This window comes from Mariniflexile sp. AS56, from assembly GCF_030552475.1.
In the GTDB taxonomy this organism is placed as follows: domain Bacteria; phylum Bacteroidota; class Bacteroidia; order Flavobacteriales; family Flavobacteriaceae; genus Mariniflexile.
In genome coordinates this window covers 292,171-311,707 of sequence record NZ_JAUPED010000004.1, presented here as the reverse complement: position 1 = coordinate 311,707, position 19,537 = coordinate 292,171, and the positions used below count along the sequence as shown (strand labels likewise).

Genomic DNA, 19,537 nt, shown 5'->3' with positions numbered 1-19,537 from the left:
GTTTTTTTGTTATTCCCGTGAAGACGGAAATTTTATTAATTGAACTTTAAATTTCCAATATTGGAAATTGGTCTTTTTAATACTAGAAGTTTTATTAAATACCTCGTTTTTGTAACCAAGCGTCGAGAATTTGGTTAAATTCTACAGGGTGCTCCATCATGGCTGCGTGTCCACATTTATCAATCCAAAATAACTCAGAGTCAGGTAAAAGACTGTCGAATTCTTCTGCTACTTCTGGAGGTGTTACCGTGTCATTTTTCCCCCAAATAATACAAGTGGGAAGGTTCATTTTTGGTAAATCCTTAGCCATGTTGTGGCGAATGGCACTCTTAGCAATAGCCAATGTTTTTATAAGTTTGTTACGGTCGTTTACGGTATCATAAACCTCGTCTACAATTTCTTTAGTTGCCACAGCAGGATCGTAAAAAACATCTTGAGCTTTCTTTTTAATAAGCTCATAATCGCTGCGTTTTGGATAACTTCCACCCATGGCGCTTTCGTAAAGGCCTGAGCTTCCGGTTATTATTAAAGCTTTCACTTTTGCCGGGTATTGTTTCGTGTGGTATAAGCCAATGTGCCCGCCTAATGAGTTTCCAAGTAAAATAACTTCGTCATACCCCTTAAACTCTATAAAATCGTGTAAGTATTTTGCGAAACTTTTTACGTTGGTTTTCAGCAAAGACATGGTGTAAATAGGAAGCTCGGGAATAATAACTTTGTAGCCTTTTTGGCTAAAATAATTTATTACCGCATCGAAATTACTCAAACCACCCATAAGTCCGTGTAGAACTATAATTGGTGTACCCTCACCAGCCTCAATATAGCTGTAATTCTTCTCTTTTTTTAAACAGTGCGTCATTAATCGGTTGTCATTGCTTTAAAAACAAATATAGTTATTTCATTCATATTACAATCATTTTATTGATTTTCAAAAATAATATTTAATAATAGAGATGTTAACAAATGGGTTAGGGCTGTGTGCTTTTGTTTAACATGTTGATTCTTAGTGGTAGTGGGAGTTGTTGCCTGTTAAAAATTATAATAAAGAACGTTTGGTCGAAAAATTATCAACAAAGTGGTACAAAGTGGTAAAAAGTGGTAAAAAAATCAATATATTTGAATTTCAAACTCTAAAAAGTTTTTAAAACACAGTGGACTTATTAACAGGAACATACGATTGCAAAGTGGATGCAAAAGGCAGGCTTATGATGCCTGCTCCGCTTAAAAAGCAGCTGGCTTCAGTTTTGGAAGGCGGGTTTGTGTTGCGTCGTTCTGTATTTCAAAAGTGTTTGGAGTTGTACCCCATGAGTGAGTGGCAGGTGCTAATGCAAAAAATGAACAAGCTAAATAGATTCAATAAAAAGAACAATGATTTTATCCGTCGTTTTACGGCAGGAGTTAAAATGGTTGAGGTTGATGTGAATGGACGCTTGTTAATACCTAAAGATTTGACTGTGTTTGCAGATATCACAAAAGATATTGTGGTAGCCTCTGCAATAAATATTATTGAGATTTGGGATAAAGATTTATACGAACAAGCCATAGATGATGCTGCTGTAGATTTTGCAGATTTAGCTGAAGAAGTTATGGGACAAGATGATGAAGATTATGGAATATCATAACCCCGTATTGTTAAAAGAAACTGTTGATGGATTAAATATTAATCCAGACGGTGTGTATGTCGATGTCACCTTTGGTGGTGGTGGGCACAGTAAAGAAATACTGAAACGACTTAGTGATAAAGGAAAGTTGTTTGCTTTTGATCAGGATTTAGATGCGCTTGAGAATGCCATTGACGATTCGAGATTTACATTGATAAATGAAAACTTTCGCTATATAAAACGCTTTTTAAGATTTTATGGTGTGAAGAAAGTGGATGGTGTTTTGGCTGATTTTGGTGTGTCTTCGCATCAGTTTGATGTGGCTGAACGCGGATTTTCAACACGGTTTGAAGCGAATTTAGATATGCGCATGAATCAAGAAAGTGTGTTGTCTGCTTTTCAAGTGGTTAATAAATATGAGGAAGAGCAATTAAAACAAGTGTTTTTTCAATATGGTGAATTAAGAGCAGCGCCTGCTATGGCAAAATTAATTGTGGAGCATAGAGAGTTGCAGCCTATTGTTACTAGTGAAGAGTTGAAGGCGGTGTTAAAAAAGTTTTTACCACCACGTCATGAAAATAAAGTGTTGGCTCAAATTTATCAAGCCATACGTATTGAGGTGAATCAGGAAATTGAAGCTTTGAAAGAGTTTTTAGAACAAACACCTGAGATTTTAAAAGAATCTGGACGATTAAGTTTGATTTCTTACCACTCATTGGAAGATAGATTAGTGAAACGTTTTATAAGAAACGGTTTGTTTGAAGGGGAACCAGAGCGTGATATGTATGGGAATTTTGAAGTGCCCCTTAAAAAAGTAAATGGATTGATAGTGCCTTCAAAAGAAGAAGTAAAAATAAATAGTAGAGCAAGAAGTGCAAAACTTCGTATTGCAGAAAAAATATAATTAGAGGTGACTAATCGTAGTTGAAGCCGAAATTAATCATATGAAAACGAATATCTATAAAATATTAAAAGGCACTTTTTTAGTAAGTGATGACTCTTTTAAGAATTGGAGATTTATCATATTTATTTCGGCTTTAGCTATAGTAATGATTGCGAGCTCACATAGTGCCGATAAAAAGGTGTATGAAATAGCGCGGTTAAAAAATGAAGTAAGCGAAATGCGTTCTGCCTTTATAGATGGTCGTTCAAAGCTTATGAAGTTAAAAATGGAATCGAATGTCATGGAGGTGATGCTGGTAAAAGGCATAGAGCCTTCTGTTATTCCGCCAAAAAAGATAAAAGTAAAATCTCAAAAGTAACGCAGAAACTTAGTGATAAACGAGAAAAGCATATTAAACCGATTGTATTTTGTAGCAGGATGTATGTTCGTCTTTGGGCTTGCCGTGGCGTTCAAATTGGTTAGTATTCAGTTTTTTCAAGGCGATAAGTATAAAGCGATGGCTAGTGAGCGTGTTATTCGAAATGTAGTAATTCCTGCAAATAGAGGTAATGTGTATTCTGTGAAAGGGAATTTATTGGCGACATCCATTCCTAAATACGATCTTAGGTTTGATGCTTTGACGCCTACAGTAAAAACTTTCGAGAAATACGTAAAACCATTAAGTGATTCACTTTCAAAATATTCAGGAAAACCTTCTGGCTATCATCAAAACGAACTTAGAAAAGCACGTGCTAATAGAAATAGATACTACTTAATTGCGCGGAATGTTGGGTATTCAGATTATATCCGTTTACGCAGTTTTCCATTATTAGAACTGGGGGCATTTAAAGGTGGGTTGATTGTAGAGCAAACCACAAAGCGCGAACATCCAATGGGTGGTATTGCGCAGCGTTCCATTGGTTATGAGCGTTTTGATGAAAAAGGAAATGTAACTCGAGCAGGTATTGATGGTGCTTTTGGGGTTAAATATTTGCGCGGAACCGATGGCCAGAGAAAAAAACAGCAAATAGGTAAAGGGCAGTGGAAACCCTTGAACGATGCCAATGAAATTGACCCTAAAAACGGTTATGATGTGTATACAACCATCGATGTTAATATTCAAGATATTGCGCACCATGCGCTTTTAGAGCAATTAGAAAAATACAAAGCCGATCATGGTTGTGTGGTGGTAATGGAAACCAAAACAGGCGAAATTCGTGCTATTTCAAACTTAGGAAGAAACAGTGATGGTTATTATTACGAGCGTTTGAATTATGCTGTTGGTGAATCGCATGAGTCGGGATCTACTTTTAAATTAATGGCTTTAACAGCCGGCATTGAAGATAAAGTGATTGATACGAGTGATGTGGTTGATACTGAAAATGGTGTTATAAAATTCTACGGGAAATCGGTTCGAGATTCGCATCATGGTGGTTATGGTAAAATTAGCATATCTAAAGCATTCGAGGTGTCTTCAAACACCGGTATTGTAAAAGCGATTGATAAAGCGTATGGTAAAAATCCAAGCAAGTTTGTCGATAGATTGTATGCTATGAATCTGAATAATGATTTAGACCTTCCTATTATAGGGGAGCCTATGCCTGTTATTCCAGATCCGCGAATTAAAAACGGACGTTGGAGTGGTATTGCATTGCAGTGGATGGCTTATGGTTATGGTGTGTCTTTTACACCGCTTCAAACCTTAACGTTTTATAATGCGATTGCCAACGATGGCGAAATGGTGAAACCTCAGTTTTTAAGAGAGGTGAGAGAGTTTGATGATGTGGTAGTGCCTTTTAAAAAGGAAGTGATAAACAAAGAGATTTGTTCAAAAGAAACGGTTTCAAAAGTAAAACAACTGCTTAAGAATGTGGTTGAGAAAAAACATGGAACAGGACACAGGTTGTATTCTGAGAATTTCTCCATGGCTGGAAAAACAGGGACGTGTCAAAAAGATTATGCAAATAAGGACAAGTTAAGTTATATCTCATCATTCGCTGGGTATTTTCCTGCTGAAAACCCTAAATATTCGTGTATTGTGGTTATTCATGAGCCTGATAAAAGTGTGGGGTATTATGGTGCAGATGTATCAGGGCCTGTGTTTAAAAAAATTGCTCAAAAAATATTTACAGATACACCTATTATAGATGAGGTGAGTTCTCTAAATGTTCGAGTAGCTTCCGTAGAAACGGAATATGAGAATTTTTATAAAACCGCGCAAACCTATAAAACAATTATGCCAAATGTGGTTGGATTGCCAGCTATGGATGCTTTAGCTCTTTTGGAAAATATGCAGGTGAAAGTAAAAGTGAAATTATTAGGGAATGGTGTTGTTACAAAACAATCCATCGAACAGAATATAAAATTAAAGACTAATCAAGTAGTTATTTTAAAAGCTTCATGATCGCATTAAAAGACATATTATATAAGGTAACGCTAAATGCTGTAGTAGGTTCTACGGGTGTTAGTGTGTCGGCTTTAGATTTCGATTCTAGAAACATTAAGACTGGCGATGTGTTTGTAGCTATAAAAGGCAGTGTTTCAGATGGTCATAAGTTTATCGATGTGGCTATAAATCAAGGCGCAGTAGCTGTTGTGTGTAAAGTGATGCCTGAGAAGTTAGTGGAAGGTGTTACGTATTTGGAGGTTGATAATACAAGTAAAGCCTTAGCGATTATGGCTTCAAATTATTATGAAAACCCGTCTGGGAATTTAAAGTTAGTAGGTGTTACCGGTACAAACGGAAAAACGACGGTTGCTAGTTTGTTGTATCAATTATTCAAAAAAGCAGGTTATAAAGTTGGTTTGCTATCTACCGTGAAAATCATGGTTAACACTAAAGAATATAAAGCAACACATACCACGCCCGATTCTTTAACTATTAACAAGTATTTGCAATTAATGAATGCGGAAGGTGTTGAGTTTTGCTTTATGGAAGTGAGTTCGCACGGTATTCATCAGTCGAGAACAGAAGGCTTGCATTTTGAAGGAGGCATTTTCACCAATTTAACACATGATCATTTAGATTATCACAACACATTTGCAGAATACCGAGATGTGAAGAAAAAGTTTTTTGATGCACTTCCTGAAAAGGCATTTGCGCTTGTGAATTTAGATGATAAGAATGGTATGGTGATGCTGCAAAATTCTAAAGCACGTAAATATACCTATGCCTTAAAAAGCTATGCAGATTATAAGGCTCAAATTTTAGAAAATCAATTTAGCGGATTATTGCTAAAGATTAATGATGCAGAGGTTTGGACGCGACTTATTGGAAATTTTAATGCTTACAATATTTTGGCTATTTACGCTACAGCGGAATTATTAGGTCTTGAAAAGGTAGAGGTTCTACGTTTGATAAGTGAATTGGAAAGTGTAAGTGGACGTTTTCAATATGTTATTTCAACTGAAAAAGTAACGGCTATTGTAGATTATGCACATACGCCTGATGCTTTGAAAAATGTATTAGAAACTATTAATAGTATCCGTACAAAAAACGAAGAATTAATTACCGTTGTTGGTTGTGGTGGTGATAGAGATAAAACCAAGCGCCCAAAAATGGGACACATTGCAACGGCTTTAAGTACTAAGGTGATTTTTACAAGTGATAATCCACGAAGTGAAGAACCAGAAACGATTTTAAAAGAGATTGAAAAAGGGGTAGAGCCTCAAAATTATAAAAAGACACTCACTATTACAGATAGGCTTCAGGCTATTAGAACGGCATGCCAAATGGCGCAGCCCAATGATATTATCCTAATCGCAGGAAAAGGACATGAAACGTACCAAGAGATTAAAGGAGAGCGATTTGATTTTGATGACTTTAAAATAGTGCAAGACTTTTTAAATCAATTAAATAAATAATAATAAATAAACGATAACCAAATGCTGTATTACCTATTTGATTATTTAGAAAAGCAATTCCAGATTCCTGGAGCGTCTCTTTTTGGTTTTATAACCTTTAGGGCTGCTGCTGCTATGATTTTGTCGTTGTTAATTTCTACTATTTATGGAAAACGCATCATTCGTTTTTTACAGAAGCAACAAGTAGGTGAAACTATTAGAGATTTAGGTTTAGAAGGGCAACAAGAAAAAGCAGGTACGCCAACAATGGGTGGTGTTATTATCATATTGGCAACCTTGATTCCTGTATTTCTACTTTCAAAATTAGATAATGTTTATATCATTTTATTGATCATCACTACACTTTGGATGGGTGTTATCGGTTTTATAGATGACTATATTAAAAAATTCAAGAAAGATAAAGAAGGTTTAAAAGGGCGTTTTAAAGTGCTTGGGCAGGTTGGTTTAGGTATCATTGTTGGAGCAACTTTGTATTTCAACCCGAATGTAACTATAAAGGAAAAATTGCCAGTAGAAGTGCGTCAACAAATGCTGTCTGAAGATCCTAATGTGTCTCCCACTAAGTTTTTTGAAGAAGAAATGAAATCAACTAAAACGACCATTCCTTTTGTAAAAGGTAATGAGTTTGATTATGCTGATATCTTAACTTGGGTAAGTCCGAGTTTGAAAGATTATGGCTGGGTAATTTTTATAATTGTTTCCATATTTATTATCACCGCAGTTTCAAATGGTGCCAATCTTACCGATGGTATCGATGGTTTGGCGGCGGGAACCTCCGCGATTATCGTGCTTACTTTAGGGATTTTTGCATGGGTGTCTGGTAATATTATTTTTTCAGATTATCTCAATATCATGTATATCCCGAGGGTGGAGGAAATCACCATTTATATCGCTGCTTTTGTGGGAGCGCTTATTGGTTTTTTATGGTACAATACCTATCCGGCTTCTGTTTTTATGGGAGATACGGGGAGTTTAACAATTGGTGGAATTATAGCTGTTATAGCAATCGCCGTGCGTAAAGAATGGTTGATACCGGTGCTGTGTGGAATATTTTTGGCCGAAAACTTATCGGTAGTGATGCAGGTAAGTTGGTTTAAGTATACCAAGAAGAAGTTTGGTGAAGGTCGGCGTATTTTTAAAATGTCGCCGTTGCATCATCATTATCAAAAATCAGGATATCACGAAAGTAAAATTGTAACTCGATTTTGGATTGTTGGTATTTTACTAGCTATTCTATCCATCGTTACATTGAAAATTAGATAGATGAAGCGATTAGTCATTCTTGGTGGAGGTGAAAGTGGTGTAGGAACAGCACTTTTAGGAAAGGCGAAAGGATTCGATGTTTTTGTTTCCGATAAGGGGAAAATAAAAGAAAAGTACAAACAAGTTCTTATACATAATGAGATTGAATGGGAAGCTGAAACGCATACGGAAGTAAAAATTCTAAATGCCGACATCGTAATGAAAAGCCCTGGAATTCCTGATAAAGCGCCTTTGGTAAAACAAATTCGTGAGCAAGGGATTTTAGTGGTGTCAGAAATTGAATTTGCTTCTAAATATACCAACGCAACAATTGTAGGAATTACAGGAAGTAATGGTAAAACAACAACAGCAACCTTAACGCATCATCTTTTAAAAGGTGAGTTGGAAGTAGGGTTGGCGGGTAATATTGGCGACAGTTTTGCAAAACAAATTCTGGAAAAAGAGTATCCAAATTACGTGTTGGAGATTAGCAGTTTTCAGTTAGATGATATTGTTGATTTTAAACCGAAAATAGCGGTAATCACTAATATTTCACCCGATCACTTAGATCGATATGATTACAAGTTTGAAAACTATATAGCTTCCAAATTCAGAGTAGCAGAAAATCAAACAAAAGATGATTATTTGATTTATGATGCTGATGATGCAGTGTTAACAGATTGGTTAGAGAAACACCCGGTTCAATCCACATTATTGCCATTTTCATTGGTTAAAACCATAGAAAACGGTGCGTATTTAGATAAAGAGAATATAATAATAACAATAGATAACAATAAAATAATTATGCCAACAACTAGCCTTACTTTAGAAGGAAAACACAATGTTAAAAATGCCATGGCAGCTTCTACTGTAGCGCATTTATTAAAAATTAGAAAACAAACTATTCGCGAAAGCCTTGAGAATTTTCAAGGGGTGGAGCACCGTTTAGAGCAAGTGCTTAAAATTAACAAGGTTCAGTACATAAACGATTCCAAAGCAACTAACGTTAATGCGACGTATTATGCTTTAGAAAGCATGGATGCGCCAACTGTTTGGATTGTTGGAGGTGTAGACAAAGGGAATAATTACGCTGAATTATTTTCATTTGTAAATGAAAAAGTAAAAGCGATTATTTGTTTAGGCGTAGATAACGAAAAATTGATGACTGCCTTTGGGGGTATGGTTGATACGGTTGTAGAAACTCAATCAATGTCTGAAGCCATAAAAATAGCTTACAAATTAGCAGAAGCAGGAGATAATGTATTGTTGTCACCAGCTTGTGCAAGTTTCGATTTATTCGAAAGCTATGAAGATAGAGGACGTCAATTTAAAGAAGCAGTAAGAAATCTGTAACAAATCCCTGAGAAGGAATAAGAAATGCAAACACTATTTAATAACATAAAAGGCGATAGGTTAATTTGGGCAATAGTTGCATTGTTGGCAATTGTGTCGTTTTTGCCCGTGTATAGTGCTGCCAGTAATTTAGCGTATAGAAGCGTTGGTGGCAATACCTTTACCTTTTTTATTAAACATTTAGTGCATTTGGCTTTAGGGTTTGCTATTATGTATGGTGTTCATAAAATACCGTATAGATATTTTAAAGGTTTATCGTTAGTGATGATTCCTATCGTGTTAGTGTTATTGGGTATTACGATGTTGCAGGGAACCACTATTGAAGGGGCGAGTGCGAGTCGATGGATACAAATACCAATAGTAGGTGTGTCGTTTCAAACGTCCACTTTAGCATCTGTGGTGCTTATGATTTATGTGGCACGATACATGTCTAAAATTAAAGACAAGGAGATTACGTTTAAAAGTTCCATTTTACCTTTGTGGGCACCTGTGTTCATGATTTTGGCTTTAATACTTCCGTCGAATTTTTCAACCACTGCTATTATGTTTTTAATGGTGATGATTTTGGTTTTTTTAGGCGGATATCCCATGCGTTATATGGGTGTTATTTTAGGGATTGGTTTAGTTGGGTTGGTACTTTTTATAATGGTTGCCAAATTAACAACCGGTCCATTAAGTGTTAAAGTAGAAACTTGGGAAAATAGAATTAAGAATTATTCTAATGATGAAGATACAGAGGCCGATTATCAAATTGAAAAAGCTAAAATAGCGATTGCTTCGGGCGATATTTTTGGTGTTGGTCCAGGTAAAAGTATTCAAAAGAATTTTTTACCACAATCGTCATCCGATTTCATTTTTGCAATCATTATTGAAGAATATGGCATTGTAGGCGGTTTTTTTATCATGGTATTGTACATGTGGTTATTGTTTAGAATTGTTATTGTGGCACAAAAATCGGATACCGTTTTTGGTAAACTAATAGTGGTGGGTGTTGGACTGCCTATAGTTTTTCAGGCCCTTATAAATATGGCTGTGGCCGTGGAGTTGTTTCCTGTTACAGGGCAAACCTTGCCTTTAGTAAGTAGTGGAGGAACCTCTATTTGGATGACTTGCTTAGCCTTAGGAATTATACTAAGTGTAAGTGCGAAGCGAGAGGAAATGAAAGAACAAGAAAGTGTTGAAGATAATCCGTTAGAAATATTAAGCGAAGCTTTATAAATGAGTAACTATAAAATCATATTGTCTGGAGGCGGAACGGGTGGTCATATCTACCCAGCCATTGCTATTGCAAACGAATTAAAGGCGCGGTTTCCTGATGCTGAATTTTTATTTGTTGGGGCAAAGGATAGAATGGAGATGGAAAAAGTGCCGCAAGCGGGATACGAAATCAAAGGACTTTGGATTTCAGGAATTCAGCGGAAACTAACTTTAAAAAATTTAATGTTTCCGTTTAAGTTAATTAGTAGTCTTTGGAATGCTCGAAAAATAGTGAAGTCGTTTAAACCCGATGTGGCTATTGGTACAGGAGGTTTTGCAAGCGGACCGCTGTTACAGGTGGCTGCTTCCTATAAGGTGCCTTGTTTAATACAAGAACAGAATTCCTTTCCAGGTATTACAAATAAGATGCTTTCGAAAAAAGCTCAAAAAATTTGTGTGGCTTATGATGGTTTGGAACGTTTTTTTCCGAAGGATAAAATAATAAAAACAGGAAACCCGGTTCGTAAAGGTTTGTTGGATATTGAGTCGAAAACGGTAGAAGCTAAAAACTTTTTCGATTTGAAACATGGAAAACACACGCTTTTGGTTTTAGGCGGTAGTTTGGGGTCTAGACGAATTAACCAATTAATTGAGAAAAAATTAGACTTTTTAGATACACAAAACGTTCAAGTTATATGGCAATGCGGCAAATTGTATTACAGCCAGTATAAAATTTATAATAACACGAATAACGTGCAGGTTTATGAGTTTTTGAATAATATGGACTTTGCTTATGCAGCTGCTGATATTGTGATTTCAAGAGCAGGTGCTAGTTCGGTATCCGAGCTTTGTATTGTTGGTAAGCCTGTTATTTTTGTGCCTTCGCCAAATGTAGCGGAAGATCATCAAACAAAAAATGCCATGGCTGTTGTAGATAAAGGAGCTGCGATGGTTATTAAAGAGGAAGATTTAGATGCCGATTTTGAGAATAAATTTTCTCAGCTTGTAGCTTCTACAGAAAAGCAAAAGCAATTAGGAGATAATATAAAAAAGTTAGCATTAGTAGATGCTACGAATCAAATAGCCGATGAAGTTGAGAAACTTCTTAAAACAAAAAAATGAATTTAAATAAGATACATAACCTATATTTTATTGGCATTGGCGGTATTGGCATGAGTGCTTTGGCGCGCTATTTTGTTGCTAACGGAAAGGTGGTGGCTGGTTACGATAAAACGCCAACTGAAATCACAGATAGCTTAGTGGCTTTAGGTGTTGAAATTCATTTTGAAGATGCGGTTAAAAATATTCCTCAAAACTGTTTAGATGTAGAAAACACCTTGGTGGTTTATACGCCTGCAATTCCTAAAAATCATTTAGAGTTTGAATATTTCAAAACAAATGATTTTCAAATATTAAAAAGGTCTCAAATTTTAGGATTGATCACTGAAAACACATTTTGTTTAGCAGTAGCAGGTACACATGGAAAAACAACAACTTCAAGTATTTTGGGGCATTTGTTGCATGAGTGCGATGTGCCATTAACAGCCTTTTTAGGTGGTATTTGTGAAAATTATAATTCCAATTTAATTCTGAAAGGCACCGATGTTTCAGTAGTTGAAGCAGATGAGTTTGATCGTTCATTTTTAACCTTGTCACCAAATTTAGCGTGCATAACGTCTATGGATGCCGATCATTTAGATATTTATGGTGATGCTTCAGAATTAATAAAATCATTCGAAGATTTTTCAAAAAGAGTGAAGCCTAACGGAAAGCTGTTTGTTAGAAACGGTTTACCAATTCAAGGTATTACTTATGGTATAGAAGATGATTCCGATTATTCGGTTCAAAATATAAAAATAGAAAATGGGTGCTATATTTTTGATGTGAAGACCCCCAATGCGGTTCTAGGGAATTTGCAATTTAACCTACCTGGTAGACATAATTTGTCTAATGCACTAATAGCCTTGGCGATGGCTGTAGAATATGGTTGCTCTCACCAGCAGCTCGCCAAAGCTTTAGAGTCTTTTAAAGGGGTGAAGCGTCGATTTACATATCATATTAAAACAGATGATTTCGTTTATATAGATGATTATGCCCATCACCCAGAAGAAATTAATGCGGTGCATCAGGCAGTTCGAGAAATGTATCCAGGCAAAAAGGTGTTAGCTATCTTTCAGCCACATTTATTTAGTAGAACCCGCGATTTTATTGACGATTTCGCGAAAAGTTTGTCTCAGTTTGATGAGGTGTTGTTGTTGGATATTTATCCAGCTAGAGAGTTGCCTATGGAAGGGGTCGATTCTGCATGGTTATTAAGTAAAATGACCAATGAAAATAAGCAACTAATTAGTAAGGTTGATTTATTGCAAAAAATAGAAGCTAGTGATGCTCAAATAGTACTAACCATTGGTGCTGGCGATATTGGTGAAGAGGTAAAACATATTAAAAATAAATTTAGCCTTGAAAATTAACTGGAACTACATAAAGATGTTTGTGTTGCTAGGCTTAGTGGTCTTCTTGTTTGCTTTTGCTTCGGCAAGAAATTCAGTGAGAACCGTGTCTAAACCCAACGTTAAATTTGTTGGAGAGAACAACTTGTTTATAACAAACGAGAATGTTAGTAAATTGTTAATACAAAATTTTAAAGGTCTCATAAATATACCTAAAGAAACTTTAGTTTTGAATGAGTTAGAAAATGCCCTAAAATCTAACCCTATGATTAAAAAGGCAGAAGTGTATGTTGCTGTAGATGGCACACTTAATGCTGAAATTGAACAAAAATCACCTATTGCGAGAGTAAGTACAAATGAGTCTTATTATATAGACGATGACGGTTTTTACATGCCATTGTCTCATAATTTTTCTGCAAGAGTACCTTTAGTTACTGGTTTTGTTGAAAAAAATGATTTAAAAAACATTTATATAGTTGCAAATAAAGTTAATAATGATGAGTTTTTAAAAAAGCATGTTGTAGAAATTCGTCAAGGTATTGATAAGGATGTTTATCTAAAACTTAGACAATGTCAATTTTTAGTGCAATTAGGAGATGTTGCTTTTTTAGATAAGAAAATTAACAACCTAAAAGCATTTTATCAGAAAAACCTAAAAGAAAAAACACTTGATAGTTATAGTAAAGTGAATTTGCAGTTTGATAACCAAGTAGTATGTACCAAAATATAAGCCATGGAGCATAATTTAGCAGTAGGATTAGACATAGGAACCACAAAAATTGTGGCTATGATTGGTCGTAAAAACGAGTACGGAAAAGTAGAAATTTTAGGCATTGGTAAATCTAAAAGCTTGGGTGTACACCGTGGTGTGGTAAATAATATCACACAAACCATTCAATCTATACAGCAAGCAGTTCAAGAAGCAGAAGCGGCTTCTGATATTAAAATTGAAGGTGTAACAGTGGGTATTGCAGGACAGCACATTCGTAGTTTGCAACACAGTGATTATATAACCAGAGCAAATTCTGAAACGGTTATAGATGATGAAGATATTGATAGATTAATAAACCAAGTACATAAATTGGTGATGCTTCCTGGTGAAGAAATTATCCATGTTTTGCCGCAAGAATACAAAGTAGACGGGCAAGGGGAAATTAAAGAACCCATCGGGATGTATGGAGGTCGTTTAGAAGCGAACTTTCATGTCGTAGTTGGGCAAGTGTCTTCTATTAGAAATGTGGGGCGTTGTATTCAAAGTTCCGGTTTAAATTTAGAAGGCATCACTTTAGAACCTTTAGCATCTGCCAATGCGGTTTTAAGTCAAGAAGAAAAAGAAGCGGGTGTAGCGCTTATAGATATAGGAGGTGGTACCACCGATTTAGCCATTTTTAGAGATGGCATTATTCGTCATACAGCAGTCATTCCTTTTGGAGGAAATGTGATTACTGAAGACATTAAAGAAGGTTGTTCTATTATAGAAAAACAAGCTGAATTATTAAAGATAAAATTTGGTTCTGCATGGCCAGGAGAAAACAAGGATAATGAGATCGTTTCCATTCCTGGTTTACGAGGCCGAGAACCAAAAGAGATAACCCTTAAAAATCTCTCTAAAATAATTCATGCGCGTATTGTTGAAATTATTGAGCAAGTGTATGTGGAAATTAAAAACTACGGACACGAAGAGCAAAAGAAAAAATTGATTGCCGGAATTGTTTTAACAGGTGGTGGTAGTCAATTAAAACATTTAAAACAGTTGGTAGAATATATCACTGGTATGGATACTCGAATTGGTTATCCTAACGAACATTTAGCTGGCGATAGTGATGATGATATTACAAGCCCATTATACGCAACAGCTGTAGGTTTAGTTTTAGATGGTTTAAAACGCAACGAACGCAAAAGAATTGAACAACAAGAAATAAAACAAGAGGTTCAAGAAGAAGAAAAACCTGTTGAAGAGATTAAAGAGAAACCGGTAAAAGAACGCCGTTCGTTTCTAGACAAGTTAACAGAGCGTGTTAAAGATTTTTTAGACAACGCAGAGTAGTACAAAACATCCATAGAACAAAAAGTAATTATTAAAGTATAATACCAGTAAAACAGAATTTATGAGCAGCAAAAACGAATTCGCAAGTATCGCATTTGATTTACCTAAAAACCAATCAAATGTTATCAAAGTTATTGGTGTTGGAGGTGGTGGTAGTAATGCCATTAACCACATGTTCCAACAAGGCATTAAAGGAGTTGATTTTTACGTCTGTAATACAGATGCACAAGCACTTCAAAATAGTGGCGTACCAAACAAAATTCAGCTAGGACTTAACTTAACAGAAGGTTTAGGAGCAGGCGCCAACCCTCAAGTAGGTGAGCAATCGGCAGTAGAAAGTTTCGAAGATATTTCTACTATGCTAGATACAAATACCAAAATGGTTTTCATTACCGCCGGTATGGGTGGTGGAACGGGTACGGGTGCAGCACCTATTATTGCTAAAATGGCTAAAGATTTAGACATTTTAACAGTAGGTATTGTAACTATGCCATTTCAATTTGAAGGTAAAATGCGTATTCAACAAGCGCAAGATGGTATCGAGAATTTAAGAAACGTAGTCGATTCATTAATTGTAATAAATAATAATAAACTTCGTGAAGTATATGGTAACCTTGGTTTTAAAGCAGGGTTTTCTAAAGCAGATGAAGTGCTATCTACAGCTGCTCGCGGTATAGCAGAAGTTATTACACATCACTACACTCAAAATATTGATTTACGTGATGCTAAAACCGTATTAAGTAATAGTGGTACAGCAATTATGGGGTCGGCAATGGCATCAGGTAATAGTCGTGCGCAAGACGCCATTCGTAAAGCCTTAGATTCGCCATTATTAAACGACAATAAAATTACTGGAGCTAAAAATGTATTGCTGCTAATAGTTTCAGGAACAAACGAAATCACCATTGATGAAATAGGTGAAATAAATGATCATATTCAAAGTGAAGCAGGTCACGGTGCCAATATTATTATGGGTGTTGGTGAAGATGAAACTTTGGAAGAATCTATCGCAGTAACTATAATAGCTACGGGTTTTAATATAGAACAACAGGATGAAATTTCTAATACTGAAACTAAAAAGGTAGTACATTCTTTAGTTAGTGAGGATTTAGACGTGAAATCTAAAGAAAAAGAGCCTGTAATTATCGCACCTGTTATCGAGTTAAAAGAAAAACAGGAGCCGCCTATTGTAAAGCATACTCTAGAATTAGATGTTGAAGAGGAAGAGACTTTTAAATTTGAAAAGCCGGTTGTAAAAGAAGAACGCGTAAGTAAACCTTCTGCTAACAACAACATCGATTTAATACCAACTTCAGAGCTTTTAAAAAACATGAAAGTTGTTTATGAAGAAGTGAGTTCAAGTTTTGAAGATGAAGAAGATTTCATAATCAAACCGGTTACTAGAATGTCTAAAGCGGACAAAGATGTTGCCGATATTGAAGTAATTTCAGATTATAGTGAAGAAGAAAAGCAAATAACATTAACGTTTGATTTGCCTTTATCTACCAATGAAAAAGTAGAAAGAATTCAAGAGGTAGAAGAAGATATGCCGTCAATGAAAGTTGATGAGGATATTAAGAAAATCCCTGTAAATGATTATGTAGAATTAATCCCGGTTAATGAAACTAATGAAAAAGGAGATGTACGTTATGCGCTTGAGGATTATTTTGAAGTAGAATCTTCAATCAATAAAAAACAGGTAGAAACAAAAGAAATTGTAGAAGAACTTGATCAAGAAATAGTTTTCGAAAAGAAAGTGGTTAAAGCACCAGCTCCTAAAGAGAATTTAGATGAAGATTTTGACCCGATGAACAGTCCAATTTCTGATATTCTTAAAGAACGTGCTGAAGAACGCAGACGTAAAATGAAAGACTTTAATTATAAATTCAACAGTGCAAAAATTGAAGATATAGAAAGAGTACCAGCTTACAGACGTCAAGGTGTTAATTTAGACGAAGCAAAACACTCTTCAGAAACAGATTTATCACGCTCTAGTGTTGGGTTTGATGATAATGATGATATTCAAATAAGAAGTAATAATTCATTTTTACATGATAATGTAGATTAAATATATACTAACCTAACTTAGTTATGAACCCGAAAAGTTTCCCTCAGCTTTTCGGGTTTTTTAGTTTTAAAAAAAGAAGGATTCTTATTTCTTTTTCCAGACAAAAACCTATTCAAAAAATCTCTATTAAATAAGATTCTATTTTTTATCTTCGCATTCTAATAAAATAAGACCATGAGTTTACAACAGGATATTATGACGGCTTTAAAGGAAGCCATGAAAGCGAAAGATCAAGGAGCGTTAACGGCTTTACGCGCTGTTAAATCGGCTATTTTATTAGCGCAAACAGAAAGCGGAGCGAAAGAAGAGTTAACGGAAGAGCAGGAACTTAAAATACTTCAAAAACAAGTAAAGCAGCGTAAAGATAGTGCCGCTATTTATTTGGAACAAGGTCGTGAGGATTTGGCAGCACCAGAATTGGCAGAAGCTGAGGTTATCAACCAGTTTTTACCAGAAGCCATGAGTGAAGAAGCTGTTGCTAAAATTGTGGAAGACACTATTAAAAAACTAGGTGCAGAAGGCATGAAAGATATGGGGAAAGTTATGGGTGTTGTAAGTCAAGAACTTGCAGGGAAAGCCGATGGTAAAACCATTTCAAATATAGTTAAGGCTAAATTGTCTTAAAACATAATGGTTCCTGCTTTCGCAGGAATTAATGGCTGCGTAGTTCAACTGGATAGAATATCAGATTTCGGCTCTGATGGTTGGGGGTTCGAATCCCTTCGCGGTCACAAAGTGGTGAAAATATGAGAAGTATAGAGGCCACATGGGTGTCACTTGTTTTAGGGGGTTACTCATTGCTAGATGAATTTTTTAATACGTAGTTATGAATAAAAGTTTTGTTGTTTGGCTGTTACTTTTTTGTGGTTTTCTTGGTAATTCACAAAGCTTTACTTATAATAAAGTGTCTGCTAGTGGACAGAATATAAAATTGAAAGGTGTTATTACTGTTTGCGACACTCTTATTTCTATTCATACGAACGGAAATCCTGCCAATTTTAAGGTGAAAAAAACTTTGGAAGCAGGAGATACTAAACAATTTAAAGCTTTAGAAACGGGTGATAACGCTCAAATTAGAATAACATTAAACAACCCCGCAAATCCTACTAAATTAGCACCTAAAAGTTTGTTGCTGGAAACAAAGGATGAATTTTCAGGGACTTACACGGTATTAATGTATTACCTAGAAGATGTCCTTGAAAATTAATAATTTAAGTGCACGTTTCGTATTTTTAAAGTTTAGATGTAATTAAACTTTAAAACAGACGTTTCTACTTCATGTTAAACCTACTAATTACTGAAGCTCCTTCTTTAGGAAGTCAAATTTTTATTGGATTGATACTTGCCATATTGGTCTATGTTGTCTTGCGTTTAGCGTTTAAAATGATCGAAATGGGTTATGTCTTAAAGCGTAAGCGCCCCATGTATAATCATTTTTATTTCAGGTTAAGACGCCTCAATCAAAATCAAAAAAACATTTTACAAAATCAGTTTTCATTTTATAAAAAACTTAGTAGTACAGAGAAGAAACACTTCAACCATCGTGTCGCTTCCTTTATGGCTGATAAAGATTTTATAGCTAGAGATGGTTTTGTTATTAATGATGAAGTAAGAGTTTTGGTTTCTGCCACGGCCATTATGCTAACTTTTGGTTTTCGTGACTTTTATATAGGAGTAATTTCTAAAATTGTTATATACCCAAAAGCATTTTATTCGAATACCAATAAGGCTTACCACAAAGGGGAGTTTAACCCAAGATTAGAAACGTTGGTTCTGTCTTGGGAAGATTTTGTAGAGGGCTTTCGAGATGGGAAGGATAATATTAATTTAGGAATACACGAATTTACACATGCCATTCATATAAATAGTTTGAATGCGAGCGATGTGAGCGCAACCATTTTTAGTGATTCGTTTAAAGAGTTATCTGAAATGCTGGTTGAAAGCGAACCTTTCCGAAATAAATTAATGGACTCCGATTATTTTAGAAAGTATGCTTTTACCAACCAGTATGAATTCTTAGCCGTTATTATTGAAAACTTCATGGAAACACCTCAAGTTTTTAAGTCACAATTCCCGATTTTATATATTAAAATAAAGCAAATGCTGAATTTTAATATCGCGGGTTATTAATTATTTAAGAGTTTGCAATGGCTCTTAATTCTTTAATGGTCTCTATTTGATTCTCGCTTTTAAAAACGAAACTACCCGCAACTAAAACATCGGCACCAGCATCTGCAAGAGCTTTTGCGTTGGCACTGGTAACACCACCATCAATTTCAATAATGGTAGAAGCACCTTTACGTGTAATTAATTCTTTAAGCTGTTTTACTTTGTCGTAAGTATTCTCAATAAAACTTTGACCACCAAAACCAGGATTTACACTCATGATAAGCACTAAGTCAATATCCTTAATGGTGTCTTCTAAAAGGCTCACATTGGTATGTGGGTTTAGTGACACACCTGCTTTCATGCCTTCGGCTTTAATAGCTTGTAAGGTTCTGTGTAAATGTGGACAAGCTTCATAATGTACCGTTAAAATATTGCTTCCTAAATCGGCAAATGTTTTAATGTATCTGTCTGGATCAACAATCATTAAATGTACATCAACCGTTTTTTTTGTGTGCTTTGTCATAGCCTGAAGTACTGGCATACCAAAAGAAATGTTTGGTACAAAAACACCATCCATAATATCTATATGAAACCAATCTGCTTCACTTTGGTTTACCATTTCAATGTCACGTTGCAAGTTTGCAAAATCGGCAGCTAATAAAGAAGGGGCTATTAATTTAGTAGTCATTTATTGAAAAATTTAATTTCTTGCAAAAATAAATG

At 35.3% G+C, this 19,537-nt stretch carries 18 protein-coding genes and 1 tRNA gene; 17 read left to right on the top strand and 2 right to left on the bottom strand.

What is annotated here, in order from left to right:
• Nucleotides 1-94 precede the first annotated feature (94 nt).
• Nucleotides 95-859 carry an alpha/beta fold hydrolase gene (locus Q5N74_RS07185; RefSeq protein ID WP_304388062.1) on the bottom strand — a complete coding sequence of 255 codons (765 nt, stop codon included), beginning with the start codon at nt 857-859 and terminating at the stop codon, nt 95-97.
• 292 nt (nt 860-1,151) lie between these two features.
• On the opposite strand from Q5N74_RS07185, the gene mraZ reads away from it, so the two are divergent.
• The 17 genes from mraZ to Q5N74_RS07100 all read left to right on the top strand — a co-directional run bounded on the left by mraZ (nt 1,152) and on the right by Q5N74_RS07100 (nt 18,835).
• On the top strand, nt 1,152-1,622 hold the full coding sequence (gene mraZ / locus Q5N74_RS07180; RefSeq protein ID WP_304388061.1) for a division/cell wall cluster transcriptional repressor MraZ: 471 nt from the start codon (nt 1,152-1,154) through the stop codon (nt 1,620-1,622).
• Entirely contained in the window at nt 1,609-2,505 is an 897-nt protein-coding gene (gene rsmH, locus Q5N74_RS07175) for a 16S rRNA (cytosine(1402)-N(4))-methyltransferase RsmH (RefSeq protein ID WP_304388060.1), read from the top strand. The genes mraZ and rsmH overlap by 14 nt, the downstream gene beginning before the upstream one ends.
• 40 nt (nt 2,506-2,545) lie before the next feature.
• On the top strand, nt 2,546-2,863 hold the full coding sequence (locus tag Q5N74_RS07170; protein WP_304388059.1) for an FtsL-like putative cell division protein: 318 nt from the start codon (nt 2,546-2,548) through the stop codon (nt 2,861-2,863).
• 63 nt (nt 2,864-2,926) lie between these two features.
• Entirely contained in the window at nt 2,927-4,888 is a 1,962-nt protein-coding gene (locus tag Q5N74_RS07165) for a penicillin-binding protein (protein WP_304388087.1), read from the top strand.
• The gene (locus Q5N74_RS07160) at nt 4,885-6,348 is read left to right on the top strand and encodes a UDP-N-acetylmuramoyl-L-alanyl-D-glutamate--2,6-diaminopimelate ligase (RefSeq protein ID WP_304388058.1); all 1,464 of its coding nucleotides are present in this window, start codon (nt 4,885-4,887) and stop codon (nt 6,346-6,348) included. Before Q5N74_RS07165 ends, Q5N74_RS07160 begins: the two co-directional genes overlap by 4 nt.
• A gap of 21 nt (nt 6,349-6,369) precedes the next feature.
• The gene (gene mraY, locus Q5N74_RS07155) at nt 6,370-7,611 is read left to right on the top strand and encodes a phospho-N-acetylmuramoyl-pentapeptide-transferase (protein WP_304388057.1); all 1,242 of its coding nucleotides are present in this window, start codon (nt 6,370-6,372) and stop codon (nt 7,609-7,611) included.
• The gene (murD, locus tag Q5N74_RS07150; RefSeq protein WP_304388056.1) at nt 7,612-8,943 is read left to right on the top strand and encodes a UDP-N-acetylmuramoyl-L-alanine--D-glutamate ligase; all 1,332 of its coding nucleotides are present in this window, start codon (nt 7,612-7,614) and stop codon (nt 8,941-8,943) included.
• Nucleotides 8,944-8,967: 24 nt separating this feature from the next.
• The gene (locus tag Q5N74_RS07145) at nt 8,968-10,161 is read left to right on the top strand and encodes an FtsW/RodA/SpoVE family cell cycle protein (protein ID WP_304388055.1); all 1,194 of its coding nucleotides are present in this window, start codon (nt 8,968-8,970) and stop codon (nt 10,159-10,161) included.
• Nucleotides 10,162-11,262, top strand: coding sequence for an undecaprenyldiphospho-muramoylpentapeptide beta-N-acetylglucosaminyltransferase (gene murG, locus Q5N74_RS07140; RefSeq protein WP_304388054.1), 1,101 nt, complete (start codon nt 10,162-10,164; stop codon nt 11,260-11,262).
• A complete protein-coding gene (murC, locus tag Q5N74_RS07135; RefSeq protein ID WP_304388053.1) occupies nt 11,259-12,611 on the top strand; it encodes a UDP-N-acetylmuramate--L-alanine ligase in 1,353 nt (450 codons plus the stop codon). Before murG ends, murC begins: the two co-directional genes overlap by 4 nt.
• On the top strand, nt 12,601-13,320 hold the full coding sequence (locus tag Q5N74_RS07130; protein WP_304388052.1) for a cell division protein FtsQ/DivIB: 720 nt from the start codon (nt 12,601-12,603) through the stop codon (nt 13,318-13,320). The genes murC and Q5N74_RS07130 overlap by 11 nt, the downstream gene beginning before the upstream one ends.
• 3 nt (nt 13,321-13,323) lie before the next feature.
• A complete protein-coding gene (gene ftsA, locus Q5N74_RS07125; RefSeq protein ID WP_304388051.1) occupies nt 13,324-14,637 on the top strand; it encodes a cell division protein FtsA in 1,314 nt (437 codons plus the stop codon).
• Between the two features lie 61 nt (nt 14,638-14,698).
• Nucleotides 14,699-16,705, top strand: coding sequence for a cell division protein FtsZ (gene ftsZ, locus Q5N74_RS07120; RefSeq protein ID WP_304388050.1), 2,007 nt, complete (start codon nt 14,699-14,701; stop codon nt 16,703-16,705).
• Nucleotides 16,706-16,879: 174 nt separating this feature from the next.
• Nucleotides 16,880-17,329, top strand: coding sequence for a GatB/YqeY domain-containing protein (locus tag Q5N74_RS07115; RefSeq protein ID WP_304388048.1), 450 nt, complete (start codon nt 16,880-16,882; stop codon nt 17,327-17,329).
• Between the two features lie 33 nt (nt 17,330-17,362).
• Nucleotides 17,363-17,436, top strand: a tRNA-Arg gene (locus tag Q5N74_RS07110).
• A gap of 95 nt (nt 17,437-17,531) precedes the next feature.
• Nucleotides 17,532-17,912, top strand: coding sequence for a hypothetical protein (locus tag Q5N74_RS07105; RefSeq protein ID WP_304388047.1), 381 nt, complete (start codon nt 17,532-17,534; stop codon nt 17,910-17,912).
• Nucleotides 17,913-17,983: 71 nt separating this feature from the next.
• Entirely contained in the window at nt 17,984-18,835 is an 852-nt protein-coding gene (locus tag Q5N74_RS07100; RefSeq protein WP_304388046.1) for a zinc-dependent peptidase, read from the top strand.
• Between the two features lie 4 nt (nt 18,836-18,839).
• Here Q5N74_RS07100 and rpe read toward each other — a convergent pair whose 3' ends face one another.
• Nucleotides 18,840-19,502 (bottom strand): ribulose-phosphate 3-epimerase, encoded by a 663-nt coding sequence (gene rpe / locus Q5N74_RS07095; RefSeq protein ID WP_304388045.1) that lies wholly within the window; start codon nt 19,500-19,502, stop codon nt 18,840-18,842.
• Between the last annotated feature and the right edge of the window lie 35 nt (nt 19,503-19,537).

Excerpts from the sequence above, each read along its gene's own strand:
- ftsA (WP_304388051.1), top strand. The coding sequence starts at position 13,324 with ATGGAGCATAATTTAGCAGTAGGATTAGACATAGGAACCACAAAAATT.
- Q5N74_RS07145 (WP_304388055.1), top strand. The coding sequence starts at position 8,968 with ATGCAAACACTATTTAATAACATAAAAGGCGATAGGTTAATTTGGGCA.
- Q5N74_RS07185 (WP_304388062.1), bottom strand. The coding sequence starts at position 859 with ATGACGCACTGTTTAAAAAAAGAGAAGAATTACAGCTATATTGAGGCT.
- murC (WP_304388053.1), top strand. The coding sequence starts at position 11,259 with ATGAATTTAAATAAGATACATAACCTATATTTTATTGGCATTGGCGGT.
- rsmH (WP_304388060.1), top strand. The coding sequence starts at position 1,609 with ATGGAATATCATAACCCCGTATTGTTAAAAGAAACTGTTGATGGATTA.
- Q5N74_RS07165 (WP_304388087.1), top strand. The coding sequence starts at position 2,927 with ATGTTCGTCTTTGGGCTTGCCGTGGCGTTCAAATTGGTTAGTATTCAG.
- rpe (WP_304388045.1), bottom strand. The coding sequence starts at position 19,502 with ATGACTACTAAATTAATAGCCCCTTCTTTATTAGCTGCCGATTTTGCA.
- ftsZ (WP_304388050.1), top strand. The coding sequence starts at position 14,699 with ATGAGCAGCAAAAACGAATTCGCAAGTATCGCATTTGATTTACCTAAA.
- Q5N74_RS07170 (WP_304388059.1), top strand. The coding sequence starts at position 2,546 with ATGAAAACGAATATCTATAAAATATTAAAAGGCACTTTTTTAGTAAGT.
- murD (WP_304388056.1), top strand. The coding sequence starts at position 7,612 with ATGAAGCGATTAGTCATTCTTGGTGGAGGTGAAAGTGGTGTAGGAACA.
- Q5N74_RS07160 (WP_304388058.1), top strand. The coding sequence starts at position 4,885 with ATGATCGCATTAAAAGACATATTATATAAGGTAACGCTAAATGCTGTA.
- Q5N74_RS07100 (WP_304388046.1), top strand. The coding sequence starts at position 17,984 with ATGTTAAACCTACTAATTACTGAAGCTCCTTCTTTAGGAAGTCAAATT.
- murG (WP_304388054.1), top strand. The coding sequence starts at position 10,162 with ATGAGTAACTATAAAATCATATTGTCTGGAGGCGGAACGGGTGGTCAT.
- Q5N74_RS07105 (WP_304388047.1), top strand. The coding sequence starts at position 17,532 with ATGAATAAAAGTTTTGTTGTTTGGCTGTTACTTTTTTGTGGTTTTCTT.
- mraY (WP_304388057.1), top strand. The coding sequence starts at position 6,370 with ATGCTGTATTACCTATTTGATTATTTAGAAAAGCAATTCCAGATTCCT.
- Q5N74_RS07115 (WP_304388048.1), top strand. The coding sequence starts at position 16,880 with ATGAGTTTACAACAGGATATTATGACGGCTTTAAAGGAAGCCATGAAA.